The sequence below is a fragment of the Methylomonas lenta genome, from assembly GCF_001644015.1.
GTDB classification, from domain to species: domain Bacteria; phylum Pseudomonadota; class Gammaproteobacteria; order Methylococcales; family Methylomonadaceae; genus Methylomonas; species Methylomonas lenta.
The window spans coordinates 1-19,399 of record NZ_LUUI01000017.1; the positions used below are offsets into that span (position 1 = coordinate 1).

Here is a 19,399-nt window from a genome sequence, read left to right on the forward strand (position 1 = left end):
TGGCAGTGACGCGAAGCATGGGAACTATGAGCGTGAAATTCTTTAAGATATTTCCGACCATATCCATACGTGATATGGCAAGCTAGATGCACGATTTTCTGTCCCTTCAGAGCTTTACTCTAATTCTAAAATAAAGTCCCATTGCTGCTGACCCACCGGCATGATGGACAGCCGGTTGCCACGACGCACCAAAGCCAGATCGGCCAATTCTGTTTTTTGTTTTAGTTCTTGTAGGCTGATAGTGCGGAGCAATTTACGGACGAATTTTACCTCCACCATAAACCAGGTGGGTTTGTCCGGATTGCTTTTGGGGTCGAAATGTTTGTCGTTCGGATCGAAAGCCGTGAAATCCGGCTGACTTTCTTTCACCACCTCTGCGATACCGACGATGCCGGGCAAGCTGCAGTTGGAGTGATAAAAAAACACCTGATCGCCAATTTTCATCTCGTCACGCATCATGTTCCGCGCCTGATAATTTCGCACGCCGTCCCAATGCTCAGTTTGCTCAGGCCGCTCAGCCAGATCATCGATACTGAAAGCATCGGGTTCGGATTTCATCAGCCAAAAGTTCATAGTTTTATAGTGTGATCTGGGTAGATGGTTTTGCCCTGCATCATGTTGCCATATTCCGATTTGGATTGGCGTATCAGGGCGTTAATGGTTGTTTTTATTTCATTACAAAACAAGCCTTCTCGGCCGCTGCGTCGGCGGCTTTTAATTGGGCGCGCAAATCTTTGGCGTGCTTAGGATCGCGGAAGGGGGCGCCGTTTTCACCCGGTGTTTTTTGCATTTGTACAAAGGTGTGGGCGGCTTCGTATTCTGCAAAGCTCATTTGTTCGGCGATTTTATCGATTTTGCAGCCGCAGGCGTATTGGTTGATGTAACTTAAACCGCCGTGTTTAGCGACGCATTCAAATACATAATCCACCCGGTCTCGGGTTGGATAATCGTTGGCTTTTGCCACAGTTTCAGGTGATGTTGCTTCTTGGGTGGTGGCGCAGCCAGCCAGTAATGTGAAAAGAGCCGTGATTAGCAGTGTTTTTTTCATGGTGATTGTAAGTGTTGTAGTAAAAATTATTCTTCAGCAGCAAAATCGACAATCTGCTTCAACTGTGGGTTCATTTTAACCGCAAATTCATTTAATTCGGGATTGTCGCCGTCTTCCGGTAGTAAATGGGTTTTAATGATGGTTTTACCGGCAAATTGGTAAACCACCACATTGCAGGGCATGAAGCCGACCGCGTGCGGGGTGATTTCCAACATGGTTCTCGCCAGGGTCAAATTGCAAAATTGTATGGTGTCGTATTCAGGGAAATCTTTAGCGCCACGGTCGCGTATCACTTTACCGACCCGACTATGGCCGGTGATGCGAAAATTATGCTCGGCTATGGCGATTTCAAGCTCTGCCAATACCTCGTCATAAGGTTTGTGGGTTTCCAGTTGATAGTAGTCTACCCGCTGGCTATGCACGTGAGGTGGGTGGGTTTGTATAGCGCAGCTTGCAATCAGCACTAGGCTTGCGAAAATGACGACTCTTATAAACATGGCAAAAGCTTAACATCATGAGCGAGCAAAACAAAGTCAGTGGCGTTGTATTGGCGGGTGGTTTGGCAAGGCGAATGGGGCAGCAGGACAAAGGTTTAATCTTATTCAAAAACCGGCCACTGGTGAGCTATGCCTTACAGGCCATGACTCCTTTAGTCGCGGATTTGTATATTAGCGCCAACCGCAATCAGGAACAGTATCGGCAATTGGGTTTTCCGGTGATTACCGATAACAGCGACTGTTTTGATGGCCCGTTAGCCGGTATTCTGGCAGCCATGCAAATCGTACATCATCCGGTTTTGCTGATTATGCCTTGCGATTCGCCGTTGCTGACCACAGAGCATGTTCAAAGGCTTTTAGCGGCTTTGGCAGACGATGTCGATATTGCGGTGGCTTTTGATGGTGAACGACTGCACCCCGTCTTTGCGGCCTTGAAAACGCATTTACGGGCCGATTTGCAAACGTATTTGCAAGCGGGTGAACGCAAGTTGCAAGCCTGGTTTAAGAAGCATCAAGTTGTTGAAGTGGATTTTAGCGATAGGCCGGCGGTGTTTGCCAATATCAATACCCCGGAACAATTAGTGGAACTGGAAACTGCTAACAATATAAAGCTGTCGGGTACAAATTAGCGGCCAGATATTCACTGCGCTTTAGGCTAGTTTTTTAATCCCTACAAACTTGTTTTGCGCGTTCAGCTCCATTTCAAAATAGCCCTGTATGCCGGTTTTTGTCAGATAGTGTTTAATGTTGCCGGCAGGGAAGACAATCCGGCGACCATCATCGGCTATCACCCATACGGTTTTGGCGATGCCTTGGTAGACGGCCAGGTACTGGTCGTAACTGATGCTGAGCTTGAAGCGAATGAACTGATGATCAGACATAGAAAAGCCAGTGTCGGTATAAGCCGGCACTGGCAGACAATATTAACGTTGACTTTTCAGAGCTTCGATACGTTCTTCCAGCGGCGGATGGCTCATGAATAAACGTCTTACGCCACCACCATTGATGCCAAAAGCGGCCAATTCACCGGGTAGCTGTGATGGTTCATGCGAACGTTGTAGGGCCTGTAGGGCGGAAATCATTTTCTGACGACCCGCCAGATTTGCGCCACCAGCATCGGCACGAAATTCGCGGTAACGCGAAAACCACATCACAATCATAGAAGCCAGAATCGACAAGGCAATTTGCGCCACAATCTGGGTAATGTAATAAGCCGGACCGTAACCACGTTCGGTTTTGAATACTACACGGTCGACCACATGACCGATAACGGATGCAAAGAAATAGACAAAGGTATTCACCACGCCTTGCATCAAAGCCATGGTCACCATGTCACCGTTGGCAACGTGGCTGATTTCATGGCCCACTACCGCTTCCACTTCATCGGCACTCATGCTCTGCAGCAAGCCGGTGCTGACTGCAACCAAAGCACTATTGCGGTTGGCGCCGGTGGCGAATGCGTTGGGCTCGGGGGTTTGGAAAATACCCACTTCAGGCATGCCGATACCCGCTTGTTGGGCTTGTCTGGAGACGATGCTCAACAACCATTGTTCGGTTTGGTTTTGTGGCTGATCGATTACATGTACGCCCATAGCTCTTTTAGCAGACCATTTGGACATGAATAGCGAAATGATCGAACCCGTCATACCAATGATGGCCGACATCATTAGCAAGGCATCCAGATTCAGATCAACGCCTTGCGCATCCAGGGTGCTTTTCAGGCCTAGAAGGTTAAAAATCACGGTAATCGCAATCATGATGGCGACGTTGGTCGCCATAAACAGCAATATTCTCATCATAGTTATAGTCCTGTGTTGTGGGGTGATGGAAACAAGGTTGGGTGCTGAATAGTTAATTTCAAGGTTTGGAGTGGTAAGATGCGGCAAAGTTTATTTTAGGGCGCTGAAAAATGAAAGGTTTAAAGTCGATATTGTTGTTGATGATGTTTTCGTCGCTGTGTTTTGCGGCCAAACCGGAACACGAGGCGGTACTGAAGCAGTTGCATTTGCCCTACGGGTTTAAAATTTCTATTTACGCAGATGATGTGCCGAACGCCAGGCAAATGGCCGTGAGTCAACAAGGCATTGTTTATGTAGGTAGCCAAGATGGCAATGTGTACGCATTAGAAGATAAAGATGGCAATGGCGTGGCCGAAAATCGTTATATTTTGGCGCAAAATCTGAATTTGCCCAATGGTGTGGCCTATAAAGCCGGGGCCTTGTACGTTGCGGAAGTGAACCGTATTATTCGATTCGATAAAATCGAAGCTAATCTCGAGAATCCGCTCGCACCTGTAGTGGTATTTGATCAATTACCGTCGACAAAACATCACGGTTGGAAGTATATACGCTTCGGGCCGGATGGTAAGTTATATAGTGCTGTGGGCGCACCTTGTAATATCTGTAAACCTGAAGAAGAGATTTACGCCTCATTATTTCGCATAAACGCCGATGGTAGTGGTTTTCAAATTTTGGCCGATGGCATACGTAACACGGTGGGTTTCGATTGGGAGCCTAGTACCGGGCATTTATTTTTTAATGACAATGGTCGCGATTATTTGGGCGATGATGTGCCTGCAGACGAATTGAATCAATGGACTGGTAGTCGCGAGCATTACGGCTTTCCTTATTGTCATGCTGGTAATGTGCCGGATAAGGAGTTCGCTCAGAACAAAAAATGTGGTCAATTCAAAGGTCCGACTTGGCGCTATAAAGCCCATGTTGCACCGCTGGGGATGCGATTTTATACCGGTGCGCAATTTCCAGAGCAATACCATAAACAGCTATTGGTGGCGCAGCATGGATCCTGGAACCGCAGTCGACCACAGGGCTATCAGGTGGCGCTGGTCAAATTCAGCAAGGGTGAGCCGTTTAGCGAACAAGCTTTTGTGTCAGGGTGGCTGACGCCGTCGGATGAGGTATTGGGTCGGCCGGTGGATATTGTGCAAATGCCGAACGGTAGTTTGTTGATCAGTGATGACAAGCTTGGAGTGATCTATAAAGTTGAGTATACAAAGTGAGTGTTAAGGAATTTGAAGTTTTAGCCAAAGAAACGGTTTATCACGGTTTTTTCAGGCTGGAACAATACACGCTTAAACACACTTTGTTCCGTGGCGGCTGGAGCCAGCCCATTACCCGCGAATTATTCCGCCGCGGCAATTGTGTTGCTGTCTTGCTATATGATCCTGATCGCGATGAAGTGGTGTTAATCGAACAATTTAGGGTGGGTGCGGTGTATCAACCGCAAAAGGCCTGGTTGATAGAGATTGTGGCTGGCGCCATCGAAGAAGGTGAAACCGCTGAACAGGTTGCTTACCGGGAGTCTGAGGAAGAAGCCGGTTGTGCTATTAAAGAGTTAATCGAAATCCAGCAATTTTATACCACGCCAGGCGGTTGCTCAGAGCGAATTACCTTGTTCTGTGGGCGTGTGGACAGCTCTACAGTCGGTGGCGTGCATGGTTTGACCGAAGAAGATGAAGATATTCATGTGACGGCGGTAAAATTTGCGGATGTGTTCCAAATGCTGGAAGACGGCAAAATTGAATCGGGTATTCCAATTATAGCGATTCAATGGCTGTATATTCATCGTGACAAACTTAGAATGCGCTGGCTGAATACCACGGCATAAAATCGGAATATGTGAACTAATCAATGCAAGCAATCGTTCTCTGTTGGCTGATATGCCTGAACAATTTATCATGGCCAATACCGAATAAGTTTTAAGTAACACATTACCTTTACGTGGCCAATATACTGATCTATTCCAATAACCCTCAGCGGACTGCCGAGTGGACCCATGCCTTAATCGCTGAGCACAGTGTTAGCCGATTATTAAATGCGCGTACGGATTATCAAGCAGATGCGGTTATTTTTGATGCTCGCAAACTGGATGAAGATGCCAGTCTATTGACTGTTTTTGCCAATCCCGCCACGCGTTTTTTGGTGATGGGGTCTAACTGGTCAGATCAAAAACAGATCGATGTGATGGTGCATGGGGCGGCGGGTTATTGCGAAACGTCGGAATCCTCACAGTTATTGAGGCAAGCCGTTGACTGCATTTTAAAAGGCGATGTTTGGATACGCCGGGCTTTAGTGCCTAAAGTGATCGGCGTGCTAACCGGACGCTTAAAGTCACTGCATGCGCCTCATCTAACACCTGAAAAGCGAGATGAATTGCAGCGGATGGCCGATTCATTATCAGTGCGCGAAATTGAGGTAGCCAATATGATACGGCAGGGCGAGAACAACCGCAGTATTGCAGTTTCAATGAATATTTCCGAGCGTACGGTCAAAGCCCATCTATCTTCTATTTTTAGAAAATTTGAGGTCGATGACCGTTTGCATCTGGCTATACGTTTAAAAGAGGTGGATCAATCTCGCTAGCCATCACGCTTGCTTTTCATACTGGGCCTCAGAGTAAAAAATCCTCCAAACTTAACATCCTGAAACCTTGCTGGCTTGCTATGGCCTTGTCTTCCTGAGTGTTATAGCCCCAGGTCGCAAATAGTAATTCAACTTTACTCAGTTCCGGAAGTTTTTGCACATTCAGCAAAGTCGGCAGTCTATCCTCGACAAACTCAATGGGCTGATCAGGGTGTGTTATTAGCAAGTCCTTTAAAACCTCGGGTTTGCTCATATTGCGATCCAAACCAAAAATGCGCTGATCAGCCAATTCGATGGCATTGGCTTGTAAAATTTGCTTAACGAAACGCTCCTGTTTGGTGGTGATGACATACCAGTTATGGGCTTGCCCAATCGCTTGCAGTTTTTCTTTGACACCGGCAAATAACGGGTTCATGGCAATCCAGTCCGGCAAATCGTTAGCAATCCAATGGTCGCGGGTGTCACCAAATAGTTTTTTCAGATCATCACTACTAACTTGAGCTTGTTCTAAAAGCTGCTGGGTTTTAGCCTGATAATGACTATAAATGGCCGTACAGCTTTCGCCTAAAAACAATAAACGCATGGCTAAAATGGCTTCGTAGCCGGTTTCGATGATAGGGCGCACTAAGCGAAATTGATCGATCAGGCTTTGCGGAGCTGCGCTGTTTGGCATGTCTTGCCAGATTTGGCTGGCCGCTTTCCAGCCGGTGATGGCGGTTTCGACCGCACTGTCGCAGATGACGCCGTCAAAATCGAGTGCATGAATAGTCGTGTTGTTCATGATGTTTGTTTAGTCTGTCTGGGCTGATAGTGTCAGCTATTGTAGCGGATGCGGTTTTATCTTCAGGCAAAAATTGGCGGTTTTTTTATTTTCGTAGCCAGAAATTAGCCAGCAGCGTGAGTAATACACTGACCACAATCATCGATGTGATGGGGACGAAAATCCGGCTGTTGGGATTTTGGATATTAATATCGCCGGGCAATTTACCGAACCAGTTGATTAGCCAGGGCGCATATTTAACAATCAAGCCTAGCAAAATGATGCCTAGGCCTAATGTTATCAGTAGCTTACCTATGTCCATAGCGCTCTCCTGTATATCTGTGCAGTATTTAATCAAGTGAAAAAATCAAAACTCATTTGTCCGCCCGCTGATGGTTTACGGAATAAATCACTTCGCAGTGGGGGTAAAGATTTAGCCAGCCCCAGCTTTTTGCTGATCAAGCGAAAACGTTGCTCAAGTAAATTGGCATAGTCGCCACTGCCGCGCTGGCGCTGATGGAAAGCTGCATCGTAGGCTTTGCCACCTCGACTGTCGCGGATGCGATTCATCACATGCTCGGCTTTCAATGGAACATTCTGCTGCAACCATTCATGGAACAGATCGGCCACTTCCAGCGGTAAGCGGAGCAAAATGAAATCCGCGCAAAGTGCGCCGGCGGCATGCGCGGCGGTGACGATATTTTCTAATTCGTGATCAGTTAAAACCGGTATCAAAGGCGCAACCATCACGCCAGCTGGAATACCGGCATCCCGACAGCGAGCCAAAGCCTCCAGCCGGCGCTGTGGCGTAGCGGCGCGAGGTTCTAAGCTGCGTGCCAGTGAGCGATCCAGCGTGGTAATCGATAAATACACAGAGGCCAAGCCTTGTGCAGCCATCTCGGCCAAAATATCCAAATCCCGTTCTATCAAGGCCGACTTGGTGACGATGCTGACCGGGTGGCCGGTTTCTGCCAGTACTTCCAGAATTTGCCGCATGATTTTGTGTTGCCGTTCCAGCGGTTGATAAGGATCGGTATTGGTGCCCAAAGCCAATGGTGCGCAACGGTAATTGCGTTTAGCCAGTTCTTCGCGTAGCAAACGGGCTGCATCGGGTTTGATCAGAATCTTGCTTTCAAAATCCAGCCCGGCGGAATAACCCAAATAGGCGTGAGTGGGGCGGGCAAAGCAATAAATACAGCCATGCTCACAGCCGCGATAAGGATTGATGGAGCGGTCGAACGGAATATCCGGCGAATCGTTGTAGCTAATTAACGAGCGACTGCTATCAATGATGATTTCCGTAGGCAGTGGCGGCAAATCGGCATCCAGACCGCCCCAACCGTCATCCTCAGCTTGTCGACTTTGCTTTTCGAACCGGCCGACAGTATTGCTGATACTGGCGCGGCCTTTGTGGATCAGGGGTTTGGACATGGTAAAAGTTAACACAAAGCTTGGGAAACGGAATTTTATAACTTATCCGATGACAAGTCGTGAACTTGCGTGGGCCAGTCTTCATGGTTCACTCAATCATTGAAAATGATTTATGCCGTTTACGCAATTATCATATTCATCTAATGCTAGTTTGTCCTATTTATCAAGCTAATCGTGCCGAAGCGCTAGAGCGCGAAGGATAAATGGCACTGGATGTCTGCTTCCCGGTGGGCATGACGGCGGTTATTTAAACTGACAAACTAGAACTCATATCCAGGAAACATGATTGAAGGAGTTTTATGACCAAAACCACCATTATAATTTCTGCACGTCCGATATAGGCTGATCACCGGACGTCTATATATTTTGTCGTTTATGACGAAACACTGATTACGACTGTTAATGCACTTTTGCTGGCTCTGACAAACGCCGCAGGTTTTTATCTTTTTTTGCTCAAAATACGCCGTAGACGTGCTTTAAAATGTTTACCTTTGTTCGATTTTACCGGCTGTGCAAAAGGTGCTGGCGACCAGGATGGCACTCTTCGATCATGGCCCCATTTAGGATAGTCGTCGGTCAACGTCATCAAAAAGGCTACGATGGCTTTTTCTTCCGGGTCCGTTAAACCCAGATTGCCTAATTCCTCCTGATTAAGCGTGTCACTGATGAGTTCAGGTGTCGGCCAACCGGTTATGCCGAACCCTGGCTGATTGATGTCTTCGACATAGCCCAAAGTATCGCGAGTGTTATAAAAATGGACGATTTGCTCCAGGGTCGCCATGGAACCATTGTGGCCGTAGGGTGCGGTTAGAGCGATATTACGCAAGGACATCACTTTGTGTTTGCCCAATTCATCGGCCGCAGCCGTGGTTAAATCGGTACGCCCGCCTAGGCCCGGATTTGGCTCGGGGTTACCAGGAATATTGATATTGCGCGGTAGACCGATGTTGTCGTAACTAAAATCCGTAAAAAGAGGCGGTTCAATACTGCCGTCTTCGCTAACCGTGGCTTCGCTGATATGGCAAGCAGCGCAATTGCCTTTATCTGGGTTATTGAATAATTCAAAACCTTTGGCTTCCAGTGGACTGAAGCTGGTTTTGCCGGCCAGTACATAATCGAATTTGGAATTGAATTTGTTGAATTCCTGGGTTTGTTCATATTCGCCTATTGCTTTGGCGGCAGCGGCAAAAATCTGTTCGACTGTTGCTGATTGTGTTGGCGCCGATTGGCGGGTATTCGATTTTCCTGAAGAATTAATCTGGTTCAGATTCAAGCCGTAGACTTCTCGAAACAAACGTTGATAGGTTTTATCCTGTTTCAGGCGATTCACCACCGCCAAATCATTGGGCATCGCCATTTCAACAGGATTCAGAAATGGCATTTTGGCTTGATCGCTTAAGCTGCTGGCACGACCGTCCCAGAACTGTCCGCCGATATAAAGACCAGCGTCATTTCCATCTTCATCTACCTCTTGGTGCCAATGAAATTCCGGGCTATACGCAGCATAGCCGACACTCGGTGCGTTCAAACTGCCGGTCAGACCACGAATGGAACCCTCCGAAACAGCACTACCGGATTTGACATTATCCGGATCGACAAAGCCTGGTACTAGTTTGGTAACTAGAGATTTGGCGTGGGCAGGGGAAAGACTGTGACAGCTAGCGCAGGCTTGGTTTTTGTTCAATGACAAGTTTTCGTCGCTGAATAGCCTTTCGCCCAATTGTTGCTCGGCAGTTAAAAGTTGTCCGGCATAACTGTTTAAGCTGCCGGAGAGTAGTACTGCTACAGTCAAATATCGCATGTTCGATCTCCAATAAAAATTCCGGGCTTAATTATACTAATAAAAATCATTCTCATTACGTTAAATTTTTGTGACAGGTATATCCAGAAAACTTTATCAGGTGATCAGGTTAGTAATGATCCACTTTTGGAAGGTATCGATGCGCAGGGCAGACATAGCTTGTCGACGGTGAGTTGTGCAACTCCGGTGTTGCTACTTGCTTGGCTGTGTATGGGGTTGGCCTTCCGGTTTATACGGGTTCATACAGTTATGGTCACTAATGAAAAGTCCGTCGATTTCCTAGCAAAACAGATACGCCTGATTAGGTTGGAGCAAGTATATGAAAGGTAACAAGCACGTCATTGCACAGTTAAATGAACTCCTGGCTGGCGAATTGACAGCCTTTGTAGCCCGATTAGGGAATTCGCCGCAGCTAAAACTGCTCCAACACACCTGCGAATGCAAGAAAGGCACTTCTTAAGGAATATGCATGGAATATCATATGCAAGAAACCTGTGTAGGTGCGGATTTATCCGCACAGTGCGAATAAATTCGCACCCACAGATGACGAACTTGTTTCATGCGCATTCCTAAGTATTTTGCCAACCACCTCCAAATGCCTTGTAAAGCTGAACCAAGGCTTGCATGACATCCAGCCTTGCCAGTACTTCAGTGTTTTCCGTAGAAATCAAACTGCGCTGGGTATTGAGCAGGGTTTGATAATCGATGGCGCCTACCCGGTATTGTTCGAACGAAATTTGATAAGCCTCGCGCGCACGAGCCACTGCTTCGCTTAGAGCCAGCAATCGCTGTGAAGAATGATTACGCACAGCGGCGGCGTCTTCTACTTCCTTGAATACTACGAGTAGGGTTTGCTGATAGATTTCCATTAATTCGGCATAGTGAGCTTTAGCGTATTCCAGACCGCCTTCCAGTCGGCCACCCTGGAATAAGGGCTGCGCCAGATTAGCGGCCATTGCCAGTGCCAATCCGGCTGGTTGCGGATTAGCCAGTATTGTGTCTAGGTTAATTTGTAGGCTGGGATAAAATGCGCTCAATGCAATACCCACATCAATGTTGGCCGCTTTCAACTGCATTTCCGCCTGCTGCAAATCCGGCCGGCGTAGCAACAGACTGTAGGGTTGTTGTGATTGAACCGATGGTAGATTCAAATCGGCAAAACGTTCAGCTATCACTTGAAAATCGGCGGGCGGTCGTCCCAATAAAATTGACAGGGTATTTTCTATTAACGACTGCTGCTGCTGCAACAAAACCAGACTGGCTTTGGTACTCGCCAGTTCAGTTTTCTGTTGGGCTAAGTCTAGCGCCGAAACCGCACCTGCCTGGAATTTGGCTTCGACGATGTTCAACACATCACGCACATTTTGCAAAAATGCCTGGGCGATGCGTACGCGTTCTGACGTGGCTGCTAAATCAAAATATGCCTGACTGACTTCAGCCATGATGACTAGTCGTAAGGCATCGCGGGCAAATACCGTGCTCAGATAGCGGTCTTGACCGGCATCGCGCTTGCCCCGGTTGGCACCCCACAAGTCGACTTCATACACAGCGAACAGGCTAGCGGTTTTTTTGCGAGTTTCGCCTAAAGAATCGTGCTGGCTGTGGATATTGCCGTCTATGCCGATGACTGGCCATAAGTCGGCGCTGGCAATTTTGGATTGGGCGCGAGCCTGAGCGATGCGCTGAGTGGCAGAAGCCAGATCGTTGTTGTATGCCAGGGCTTCGGTAATCAAACGATTCAGTTGAGGGCTGCCAAAGGCCTGCCACCATTGTGGATCTATCTTTGACGCTGTTGTATCGCTGTCGATATTGCGCCAATGATTAGGTAATTCTCCGGTTTGCAGTTCGAAATTCGGCATCAGATTGCAGCCACTCAATAATAGTGAGGCAACCAAAACGATAGGAATGTGCTGAGTTATCATGCGTTCTTCACTCCGCAGCCAAGGCAACGACCGGATCGAGTGACGCGGCTTTTCGTGCCGGCAAAAATCCAAATAGTAAACCGGTTGCGAAGGCACTGGCGAAAGCCATAATGGCCGGCAATGGTGAAAACACCACGGCCATGCCGAAAAAGATCATGGCGTAACCAAAGGCAAAGCCCAGCAATACGCCGATTAGTCCGCCCAAGGTGCAGACCACTGCCGCTTCGGTATTGAATTGCAGCAAAATGTCGCGTCGGCGAGCCCCGGTCGCCATGCGGATGCCGATCTCGCGCGTGCGTTCGGTGACGCTGACCAGCATGATATTCATCACACCGATGCCGCCTACCAGCAAAGAAATCGCCGCCACGATACCCAGCATCAGAGTAAAGGTATCCTGGGTTTCCTTGGCGTTTTCCAAGATAGATGCCATGTTGCGAATGCGAAAATCCTCGGTCTGGTGACGTGCCAATAACACTTCTTGGATAGCTTGCTGGGTAGCGTCGATCTGCTCGACATCACGCACTCGAACGGTGATACCGTTCAGGTAATTTTGACCAAACAGTCGGATCAGGCCAGTGGTCAATGGTACAAAAACCCCGTCGTCCTGATCGGTGCCGTTCGGCGAAGCACCTTTGGCAGTCAAGACGCCAATCACTTCAAACGGAATATCCCGCAGCAGAATGTAATGCCCGACCGGATCGACGGTTTCCGGGAATAGTAATTGAGCTACGGTTTGACCTAAGACCACCACCGGTGCGTAACGGTGCATATCGTTATTATCGAAAAAATCTCCCTGGTTAACCGGCCAGTCGCGCACCGTAACCATATTGGGCGCCACACCTTGTACGCTGGTGGCGTAGTCGATGTTGCCAAAGCGTACAGTAATTCGACTACTACGCTCCGGGGATATCGACTCTACGTTGTCGATTTCTGCTACAGCTTCGGCATCGGTTGGCACCAGCGTAGCAACGTCGTTGCTGCCACGCAGACCGGGAGCGCCTGGTCGTATGGACAAGATGTTGGTGCCCATGGCTTTCATTTGATCCATGACTTTCTTCTGGCTGCCTTCGCCGATTGCCAGCATGCTGACTACCGCCGCCACGCCTATAATGATGCCGAGTAGCGTAAGGGCGGTACGGAATAAATTGGCATATAACGCGCTTAAAGCAGTTTTTCCCGCCTCGGCTACATCGTTTAAGACACTGATGCTACCGGATGCGGGGTGAGGCAATATCGCCTGGTTTTTTGGCGCTGCTTGCCGGCCGTTGTCACTGATGATGCGACCATCATGCAAGGTAATGATACGCTCGGCATGGGCTGCGACCTGTTTGTCGTGCGTGATCAGCAAAATGGTGCGGCCCTCAGCATGCAATTGCCGCAGCAGTTCCATCACTTCCCGGCCGCTTTGGCTATCCAATGCGCCGGTCGGTTCGTCGGCCAGAATGATGGGCGGATTATTCATCAAAGCCCTTGCAATAGCGACTCGTTGCTGTTGGCCGCCGGATAACTGCATCGGTTTGTGTTCGCTTCGATTGCCGATATGTAATTGTTCCAGCAACTGTCGAGCCCGCTGGCTACGCACCTGTTTAGGCAGCCCGGCATATAAAGCGGGAATTTCCACGTTCTCCACCGCAGTAGCAGTATGCAGCAGGTTGTAGCGTTGAAAGACGAAACCAAAGGTATCTCGTCGTATGCCGGATAGCTGGTCGGGATTCAGCCCCGCCACGTGCTTGCCCTGAATTCGGTAACAACCTTCGCTGGCCTGATCCAGGCAGCCGATGACGTTCATCAAGGTAGATTTTCCCGAGCCGGACTGGCCGACGATGGCGACGAATTCACCCGGCCACAGACTGAAACTGATGTCGTCCAATGCACGTACGATGCTATTGCCGCTGATGTAGTGGCGATGAATATGTTCCAGATGCAACAAAGGCTGGCTTTGTTGGGATGCTACCGGGTTCATAGGCGCGGCACTCCTCGCATAGGATAACCTTTGTCTTTTTTCTTGCCGTTACCGGTATCGTTCTTGCGGAGCATCGCGAACACTTTGGCGCCGTCTTCGAGTCCGTCCCGCACTTCGGCAAAACGGCGAGTCTGTAAACCGATATGTACGATTTTATCTTCGCTGCCGTCAGCGTTTGCGGCCTTAACCATAAAGCCCTTGCCTTGTTCGTTGTCAGCCTCGGGATGACGAAGGCCTAATGCGGCAGTCGGCAATAGTTTGACTTGTTTGGCGGTGCCAAGCACAAAAAACATTTGCGTGCTCATGCCTGACATCAACTGGCGATCGCGATTTTCCACGTCGACCAACACGTTGTACAACACCACGTTATTGACGACTTCCGGCGAGGGTAAAATTTGCCGAACGCTGCCGTGCCAGCGTCGTTCGCCTGAACCCAGGGTGGTAAAATAGACCGGCATGTCGGGCTTGAGCCGCATCACGTCGGCTTCGGCCACCTGCGCGCGCACCGTCATCGCATCCAGCTTGGCTAATTGCAGAATCATCGGCGTGGTTTGATTGGCGTTAAGGGTTTGCCCCAGGCGTGCGCTACGGCTGACTACGGTACCGTCCATCGGCGCGAAAATTTTGGTGTAGCCCAGATTGGTACGGTCGCCGCTTAATGTGGATTGTACCTGTTCGATTTGCGCCTGGTTAGCCTCGGCGGTGGCGACGGCTTTTTTATAATTAAATTCGCTATTCTGATAATCCTGTTCGCTGACGCCTTTGCTATCCATCAGTTTACGATTACGTTCGAACAGTTGGCGGGCAAATACAACGTTGGCCTGTTGCCCTGACAGCTGGGCTCGGAGATTCTTGATATTGGCTTCATCGGCTTGCACGCGGGCGGCGTAAACCCGGGGATCAATTTCCACCAGCAATTGCCCGGCCGTGACTTCGTCGCCGATGTCGACATACAGCTTCTGTAATTGTCCGGTAACCTGGGCGCCGACCTCTACGTATTCCTTGGGTTCCAGTTTGCCTTGGGCGGTAACAGCTTCCTCCAGGTCGCCGATGGTCACCGTCAGCAGGTTATTCTCGGGTTGGGTTTTTTCCTTATTTTTGAAATGCTCGACGCCGGCAATGCCTGCAGTTAAGGTCAGCATCGCCAATAGTAACCAGCGGTAGCGCTTTAGCCGACCGCCGAAAGAAATGGGATTGGTTTGCATAGAGATATTTCGAAGAAAACAGGCGTTTAGGTTAGCAGTATCAAGCGTTTCAGCTATCTGCCCACATGCGCAATAAATTATGATAACAGCCGGTCAGTTTGACGGTGGCTGCACTGTCACCTTGGGTCGAGCGCAATTCCAGTATCGACATGTCCATTTCAAATAGCAGCCGGCGGCGTTCGGTTTCCCGCACCATGCTTTCCAGCCAAAAAAACGACGCCACCCGTGCGCCTTCGGTGACTGGTTCCACGCGATGTAGGCTAGAGCCCGGATACAGCACCATATCGCCCGCGTTTAATTTGATGCTGTGCTGGCCATAGGTGTCTTCGATGACTAATTCGCCGCCGGCGTAACTGTCGGGGTCGGCCAGAAACAAGGTGGCAGACAAATCGGTGCGCACCCGCTGGCCGCTGGCTTCGCAGTAGCGGACGGCATTATCGATATGGTTTCCGAAGGTGTTATGTTCGCCTTCATACCGATTAAACAGCGGTGGAAAAATGCGTTTGGGTAATGCGGCCGATAAGAACAGCGCATTCCGATTTAGGGCATGCAACAGAATATCCCGCGCAGCATGGCTTTGCGCGCATTTTTCCGGTAACTGCCAGTTGTTTTTGACCTGGGCCGATTGGCTGCCGGCAGTGATGCGGCCGTCGGCCCACGGCGCGTCAGCCAATAGTGTACGTACTTGCGTCAGTTCGTCGAGGTTGAGTACTTCCGGAATTTCGATCAGCATGGCTCACCTAGCGATAGCGGACAAGACGAAAAACAGTACCAGGCTAAACGAGCCCAAACCTAAGCCGGCGGCTGCCAAGCGCGGCCCATGCAGGCGGGTCCACAGCAAAATACCGGTCATGCACAGCAGCAGCAAGGCGCCGGCCAGAGTGTCGACCAGCAATACCCAGCCTAAGCCCATACCGCTGCCTTTATGCAGATTGTTCAGCGTTTGCAGCAGATTGGCGTTGCCTTGTTTCACGCTGACGAATGCATTACCTTCCCAATATTCGGCATTGAACAGGTGCTGCGGACGGCGTACCGTGATTTGCCACGAAGCGGGTTGTTGCACCGGTTGATTATTCCAAGTCACCGTTTTGGCTTTTTCGCGTTTAATTTTGGCCTGACGGGTATCAATGTGCAGATTTTCGCCCAGCCATGCCGCCATGGCTTTGGGATCAGCCGGTCGCGGATCGGGCAGCGCAAGTTGCACTTCCTGTTGCTGAATTCTGCCGATGGGGATTTTCATTATATCGCGGTGATTGAGCAGAATGCCGGTAAAGCCAAATAACAGGCCCATCGTCGCGCCCCACAGGCCAAACCAGGCATGGGTGCGGCGCAGCCACTTCAGAAATGTGCCGCGGGCCAGAGATTTAGGTAAAAACAAATAGCCGCCGTTGGATTTTTTTGGTTTGCCGGCGGCTGGCTGCAAGGTTTCAGTGGTCGTGTTCATGAGAGGTTTTAGTAATGCTTAAGATAATACTTGTTGGTAGATTTTGTTAAAAAGGTGGCGCTAATGCGACGTTGATTTACTGTCGGTTCCTGCACCGACGGGGCTTTTCTGTCAAAATCTGCGATGCTCGCGGCGAAATAAGGCATAAGTGCGGCCAACATCTAATACTTGAAATTAACCGTCAACTGCCCAGTTACCGGCGTACCTGGCAAGGCCGAGTTAGTTCTGCCGGATTCGTAATAGACCGTGTCGGTCAGATTGAAAACGTTCAACTGTACGTCGTAATATTTTTGGTGGTAAGCCAACACAGCATCCAGGCGCGCATAGCCCGGTAACACGGCTTCGTTGACACTGTCGGCATAGCGATCGGACGCGTAATACACTCCGCCGCCGAATTCCCAGTTGTCGGTCAGATGATAAGTACTCCAGATCACACCGCTGTGTTCCGGTACGTTGACCATCCTCATGCCTTGATAGGATTTGGTTTGGCCGCTTACCGAACCGACTGCACTGTTATTGGATGAGACCACTTTCGCGTCGAGATAGGCGTAGGTGGCCGATATGTCCCACTTGGGCATAATTTCACCGGCCAGACCCAATTCAAAACCGTCCGTACGCTGCTCGCCGCTCAGTTCCAGCAAGTTGGGATCGGTTGCCGAGGTGGTGCGGGCGTTGGTCTTTTCTAAACGGAATAGGGCTGCAGTGGCGGAGAGTTTGCCGTCGAACAAATCCAGTTTGGCGCCAATTTCAAAATTATTGTTTTGTTCCGGCGGTAGGTTGGCATTGTCGGCCGATAGACTCAGGCTTTCCGCCGACGGGTTGAAGGATTTACCGTAGCTGAAGTAGTATGATTGCCAGTCGATTGGCTGCCAGACGATACCGCCACGTGGGCTGAATTGGCTGACACTTGCATCAAAACTATTGGCGCTATTCAACAAATCTTCCTGTTGCGCATCAAATACGTCGTAACGTGTGCCGCCCACCAATTTCCATTGTGGGTTGATTTCGAATTCATCCATCAGATAACCAGCATAGGTTTGTGCGTGAGTGAGGCGATTGGTATTTAGCGTGCCGCTAAAATCACTGGCCAGTCCGGCGCCGACACTGCCGGTCAGCACTGGATCGAATACCGAAACCCGGCTGACGCCTGTCGAATTCTTGTTTTTGTAGGTGTAGTCTTCCCAGCCGAATTCACTACCGAACATCAGCGTGTTGTTAAAGCCAAATAGCGGTTTTATCATGACAAAATCGGTCTGGTTGTAGACGTTTTCTTGCGTGCTGTGCCGTAGCGCCTGCGAGCGCGCTATTGTGCCAACGTCGGTTCCGCTATAGTTTGGGTTGCCGGAGAATAAATGTGTCAGGTATTTCCGCTCGTAATCACCATAGCGCACGGTATTTTTTACTGAAAAATTGTCTGAAAAGCGATGGTTCAAGGCTACCGTTAGGATATTGACATCGGTATCCATCATGCGGTTGTCGTAAAAACCGTAATAGGTATTGATGGGCACATCCGCCGGGCGGCCATTCCACATCGGTACGCCGTAATCGAACGCGCCTTCTTCCTGCTGATGCAGCAGATTCAGCGTCAAATCAGTATCCGCATCGATTATGTAATTGAAGGAAGGTGCGATGCCCCAGCGATTGGAGTAGTTGTAATCGCGAAAGGAATCCGCGTCCTGATACATGACGGTCAGGCGCGCGGCTAAGTCTTGATAGCTGGATTCGGCGTCGATCGTGGTGCGTTTAAAGTCATATAAACCATAAGTAAAGCTACCTCTGATATTGGTGTTGCCGGTCGGCTTCTTAGCGATTTGATTGATCACCCCGCCGGTAGCGCCGCGGCCGAATAATATCGACGAAGCACCTTTCAGAACTTCGACTTTTTCAATAAAAAAGGTATCCCGGATATATTGGCCATTATCCTTGACGCCATCCACATATTGGTCCGAATTGGCGGAAAACCCACGCAGGGTGATGGAGTCGCCAGTGCGGCCGCCTTCACCGGCGGCAATGGTCAAACCGCTAACGTTGCGCAAGGCATCGGTCAAATTGAATGCATTTTGCGATTCAATCAGTTCCTCTTTGACCACACTGACCGATTGGGGAATGTCGCGCAGATCTTGTTCGATCTTACTGCCGGTGCTGGATTTGTCGGCTTTGAAACGGTTGATTTTTTTATCGCGCGCGGCCTTGACTTTGACGTCATGGAGCACGATGTCTTCGTCTTCGTTAACCGATTCGTTGTTAGGTTCGGCGGCAAAAACAACACCACCCAACGCCGCACCTAGGGGTATGAGGGTTCCTAAGTGCCATTTGCTTTTGGATTTTTGAGTTTTAAAAGACATGCATTATTCCAGTGTTTGTATGGGTGTCGCTGGCTGCCTGGCATAATGCTGGGTGGCTATAATTAAGAAAATTCTGATGCCGGAGGTAGGCGTCACAACATCTTAAATTCCGCTTTTAATCGGTGCTAAGTCATAGTAAGTTTTCCGTTGAAATAGTCACCGGTAGAGGTGAAAGGTTGTTCGCTGTGGTCTGCTCAATGCACCAACCTCAACGTGGGGCGACCATGTGCAGGGGTTTCGTCACGCATTCTTTTCGATGCTTCAGTCATTAACGCGGCAAATGCTGCAAATTGCTCGACATCCAAGCGCAATGACATATTTTGCAGATGCAAATGAACAACTCCGCAGTCTCGGCATATCAGTACTTTGCCTGATTTGGTATTGGCCAGGTATTCGTGGGTACAAGGTTTTGGTGTCATGGTCGGTTCCTCAGAGTAGGTATACAAGACAATATCGATCAGGTTGCTTCATTGGTCTTCCAGCTGCTTGCCTTCATTGCTAAGGAATGCGCATGAAACAAGTTCGTCAGCTGTAGGTGCGAATTTATTCGCATTGTGCGGATAAATCCGCACCTACACAGGATTCTTGCATATGATATTCC

General features: G+C 49.4%; 20 protein-coding genes. 4 read left to right on the top strand and 16 right to left on the bottom strand.

Going from position 1 to position 19,399, the window contains the following annotated elements; translation table 11 throughout:
- Positions 1–114 precede the first annotated feature (114 nt).
- The 3 genes from A1359_RS01050 to A1359_RS01060 form a co-directional block, all read right to left on the bottom strand.
- On the bottom strand, positions 115–573 hold the full coding sequence (locus A1359_RS01050) for an EVE domain-containing protein (RefSeq protein WP_066976716.1): 459 nt from the start codon (positions 571–573) through the stop codon (positions 115–117).
- Positions 574–667: 94 nt separating this feature from the next.
- Positions 668–1,048, bottom strand: coding sequence for a hypothetical protein (locus tag A1359_RS01055; RefSeq protein ID WP_066976719.1), 381 nt, complete (start codon positions 1,046–1,048; stop codon positions 668–670).
- 26 nt (positions 1,049–1,074) lie between these two features.
- Positions 1,075–1,545 (bottom strand): DUF302 domain-containing protein, encoded by a 471-nt coding sequence (locus tag A1359_RS01060; RefSeq protein WP_066976722.1) that lies wholly within the window; start codon positions 1,543–1,545, stop codon positions 1,075–1,077.
- 17 nt (positions 1,546–1,562) lie between these two features.
- On the opposite strand from A1359_RS01060, the gene mobA reads away from it, so the two are divergent.
- Complete coding sequence (gene mobA / locus A1359_RS01065; protein WP_066976725.1) at positions 1,563–2,174, top strand: molybdenum cofactor guanylyltransferase MobA; 612 nt, start codon at positions 1,563–1,565, stop codon at positions 2,172–2,174.
- Between the two features lie 21 nt (positions 2,175–2,195).
- On the opposite strand, the gene A1359_RS01070 is transcribed toward mobA, so the two are convergent.
- Entirely contained in the window at positions 2,196–2,426 is a 231-nt protein-coding gene (locus tag A1359_RS01070; protein WP_066976728.1) for a DUF2835 domain-containing protein, read from the bottom strand.
- A gap of 42 nt (positions 2,427–2,468) precedes the next feature.
- A complete protein-coding gene (gene htpX / locus A1359_RS01075) occupies positions 2,469–3,344 on the bottom strand; it encodes a protease HtpX (RefSeq protein WP_066976731.1) in 876 nt (291 codons plus the stop codon).
- Between the two features lie 110 nt (positions 3,345–3,454).
- Here htpX and A1359_RS01080 point away from each other — a divergent pair, with 110 nt between their 5' ends.
- The 3 genes from A1359_RS01080 (at position 3,455) to A1359_RS01090 (ending at position 5,927) form a co-directional block, all read left to right on the top strand.
- Positions 3,455–4,564, top strand: a complete 1,110-nt coding sequence (locus A1359_RS01080) for a PQQ-dependent sugar dehydrogenase (protein WP_066976734.1) — start codon at positions 3,455–3,457, stop codon at positions 4,562–4,564.
- Positions 4,561–5,172, top strand: coding sequence for an NUDIX domain-containing protein (locus A1359_RS01085; protein ID WP_066976738.1), 612 nt, complete (start codon positions 4,561–4,563; stop codon positions 5,170–5,172). The genes A1359_RS01080 and A1359_RS01085 overlap by 4 nt, the downstream gene beginning before the upstream one ends.
- Before the next feature lie 113 nt (positions 5,173–5,285).
- Positions 5,286–5,927, top strand: a complete 642-nt coding sequence (locus A1359_RS01090; RefSeq protein ID WP_066976741.1) for a helix-turn-helix transcriptional regulator — start codon at positions 5,286–5,288, stop codon at positions 5,925–5,927.
- Positions 5,928–5,955: 28 nt separating this feature from the next.
- Here A1359_RS01090 and A1359_RS01095 read toward each other — a convergent pair whose 3' ends face one another.
- From A1359_RS01095 to A1359_RS01145, 11 genes are all read right to left on the bottom strand, one after another.
- The gene (locus A1359_RS01095) at positions 5,956–6,708 is read right to left on the bottom strand and encodes an HAD family hydrolase (RefSeq protein WP_066976743.1); all 753 of its coding nucleotides are present in this window, start codon (positions 6,706–6,708) and stop codon (positions 5,956–5,958) included.
- Positions 6,709–6,793: 85 nt separating this feature from the next.
- Positions 6,794–7,009, bottom strand: coding sequence for a DUF2905 domain-containing protein (locus tag A1359_RS01100; RefSeq protein ID WP_198159224.1), 216 nt, complete (start codon positions 7,007–7,009; stop codon positions 6,794–6,796).
- Between the two features lie 32 nt (positions 7,010–7,041).
- Entirely contained in the window at positions 7,042–8,118 is a 1,077-nt protein-coding gene (locus tag A1359_RS01105; RefSeq protein WP_066976780.1) for a PA0069 family radical SAM protein, read from the bottom strand.
- A 439-nt stretch (positions 8,119–8,557) separates the two neighbouring features.
- Positions 8,558–9,919 (bottom strand): cytochrome-c peroxidase, encoded by a 1,362-nt coding sequence (locus A1359_RS01110; RefSeq protein WP_066976746.1) that lies wholly within the window; start codon positions 9,917–9,919, stop codon positions 8,558–8,560.
- Positions 9,920–10,488: 569 nt separating this feature from the next.
- Positions 10,489–11,841: an efflux transporter outer membrane subunit gene (locus tag A1359_RS01115; protein WP_066976761.1), complete on the bottom strand. Its 1,353-nt coding sequence runs from the start codon at positions 11,839–11,841 to the stop codon at positions 10,489–10,491.
- A 7-nt stretch (positions 11,842–11,848) separates the two neighbouring features.
- On the bottom strand, positions 11,849–13,804 hold the full coding sequence (locus A1359_RS01120) for a MacB family efflux pump subunit (RefSeq protein ID WP_066976764.1): 1,956 nt from the start codon (positions 13,802–13,804) through the stop codon (positions 11,849–11,851).
- Positions 13,801–15,009: an efflux RND transporter periplasmic adaptor subunit gene (locus A1359_RS01125; protein ID WP_066976767.1), complete on the bottom strand. Its 1,209-nt coding sequence runs from the start codon at positions 15,007–15,009 to the stop codon at positions 13,801–13,803. The genes A1359_RS01120 and A1359_RS01125 overlap by 4 nt, the downstream gene beginning before the upstream one ends.
- 49 nt (positions 15,010–15,058) lie before the next feature.
- A complete protein-coding gene (locus A1359_RS01130; RefSeq protein WP_066976770.1) occupies positions 15,059–15,742 on the bottom strand; it encodes a Fe2+-dependent dioxygenase in 684 nt (227 codons plus the stop codon).
- Between the two features lie 3 nt (positions 15,743–15,745).
- Positions 15,746–16,453: a PepSY-associated TM helix domain-containing protein gene (locus A1359_RS01135; protein ID WP_066976772.1), complete on the bottom strand. Its 708-nt coding sequence runs from the start codon at positions 16,451–16,453 to the stop codon at positions 15,746–15,748.
- A gap of 161 nt (positions 16,454–16,614) precedes the next feature.
- The gene (locus A1359_RS01140; RefSeq protein ID WP_066976774.1) at positions 16,615–18,798 is read right to left on the bottom strand and encodes a TonB-dependent receptor; all 2,184 of its coding nucleotides are present in this window, start codon (positions 18,796–18,798) and stop codon (positions 16,615–16,617) included.
- A 194-nt stretch (positions 18,799–18,992) separates the two neighbouring features.
- Complete coding sequence (locus tag A1359_RS01145) at positions 18,993–19,217, bottom strand: DUF6686 family protein (RefSeq protein ID WP_066976776.1); 225 nt, start codon at positions 19,215–19,217, stop codon at positions 18,993–18,995.
- Between the last annotated feature and the right edge of the window lie 182 nt (positions 19,218–19,399).

Bases quoted from the DNA above. Each gene is read 5' to 3' on its own strand.
- A1359_RS01050 (WP_066976716.1), bottom strand. From the start codon at position 573: ATGAACTTTTGGCTGATGAAATCCGAACCCGATGCTTTCAGTATCGAT.
- A1359_RS01055 (WP_066976719.1), bottom strand. From the start codon at position 1,048: ATGAAAAAAACACTGCTAATCACGGCTCTTTTCACATTACTGGCTGGC.
- A1359_RS01060 (WP_066976722.1), bottom strand. From the start codon at position 1,545: ATGTTTATAAGAGTCGTCATTTTCGCAAGCCTAGTGCTGATTGCAAGC.
- mobA (WP_066976725.1), top strand. From the start codon at position 1,563: ATGAGCGAGCAAAACAAAGTCAGTGGCGTTGTATTGGCGGGTGGTTTG.
- A1359_RS01070 (WP_066976728.1), bottom strand. From the start codon at position 2,426: ATGTCTGATCATCAGTTCATTCGCTTCAAGCTCAGCATCAGTTACGAC.
- htpX (WP_066976731.1), bottom strand. From the start codon at position 3,344: ATGATGAGAATATTGCTGTTTATGGCGACCAACGTCGCCATCATGATT.
- A1359_RS01080 (WP_066976734.1), top strand. From the start codon at position 3,455: ATGAAAGGTTTAAAGTCGATATTGTTGTTGATGATGTTTTCGTCGCTG.
- A1359_RS01095 (WP_066976743.1), bottom strand. From the start codon at position 6,708: ATGAACAACACGACTATTCATGCACTCGATTTTGACGGCGTCATCTGC.
- A1359_RS01100 (WP_198159224.1), bottom strand. From the start codon at position 7,009: ATGGACATAGGTAAGCTACTGATAACATTAGGCCTAGGCATCATTTTG.
- A1359_RS01105 (WP_066976780.1), bottom strand. From the start codon at position 8,118: ATGTCCAAACCCCTGATCCACAAAGGCCGCGCCAGTATCAGCAATACT.
- A1359_RS01110 (WP_066976746.1), bottom strand. From the start codon at position 9,919: ATGCGATATTTGACTGTAGCAGTACTACTCTCCGGCAGCTTAAACAGT.
- A1359_RS01115 (WP_066976761.1), bottom strand. From the start codon at position 11,841: ATGATAACTCAGCACATTCCTATCGTTTTGGTTGCCTCACTATTATTG.
- A1359_RS01120 (WP_066976764.1), bottom strand. From the start codon at position 13,804: ATGAACCCGGTAGCATCCCAACAAAGCCAGCCTTTGTTGCATCTGGAA.
- A1359_RS01125 (WP_066976767.1), bottom strand. From the start codon at position 15,009: ATGCAAACCAATCCCATTTCTTTCGGCGGTCGGCTAAAGCGCTACCGC.
- A1359_RS01130 (WP_066976770.1), bottom strand. From the start codon at position 15,742: ATGCTGATCGAAATTCCGGAAGTACTCAACCTCGACGAACTGACGCAA.
- A1359_RS01135 (WP_066976772.1), bottom strand. From the start codon at position 16,453: ATGAACACGACCACTGAAACCTTGCAGCCAGCCGCCGGCAAACCAAAA.
- A1359_RS01140 (WP_066976774.1), bottom strand. From the start codon at position 18,798: ATGTCTTTTAAAACTCAAAAATCCAAAAGCAAATGGCACTTAGGAACC.
- A1359_RS01145 (WP_066976776.1), bottom strand. From the start codon at position 19,217: ATGACACCAAAACCTTGTACCCACGAATACCTGGCCAATACCAAATCA.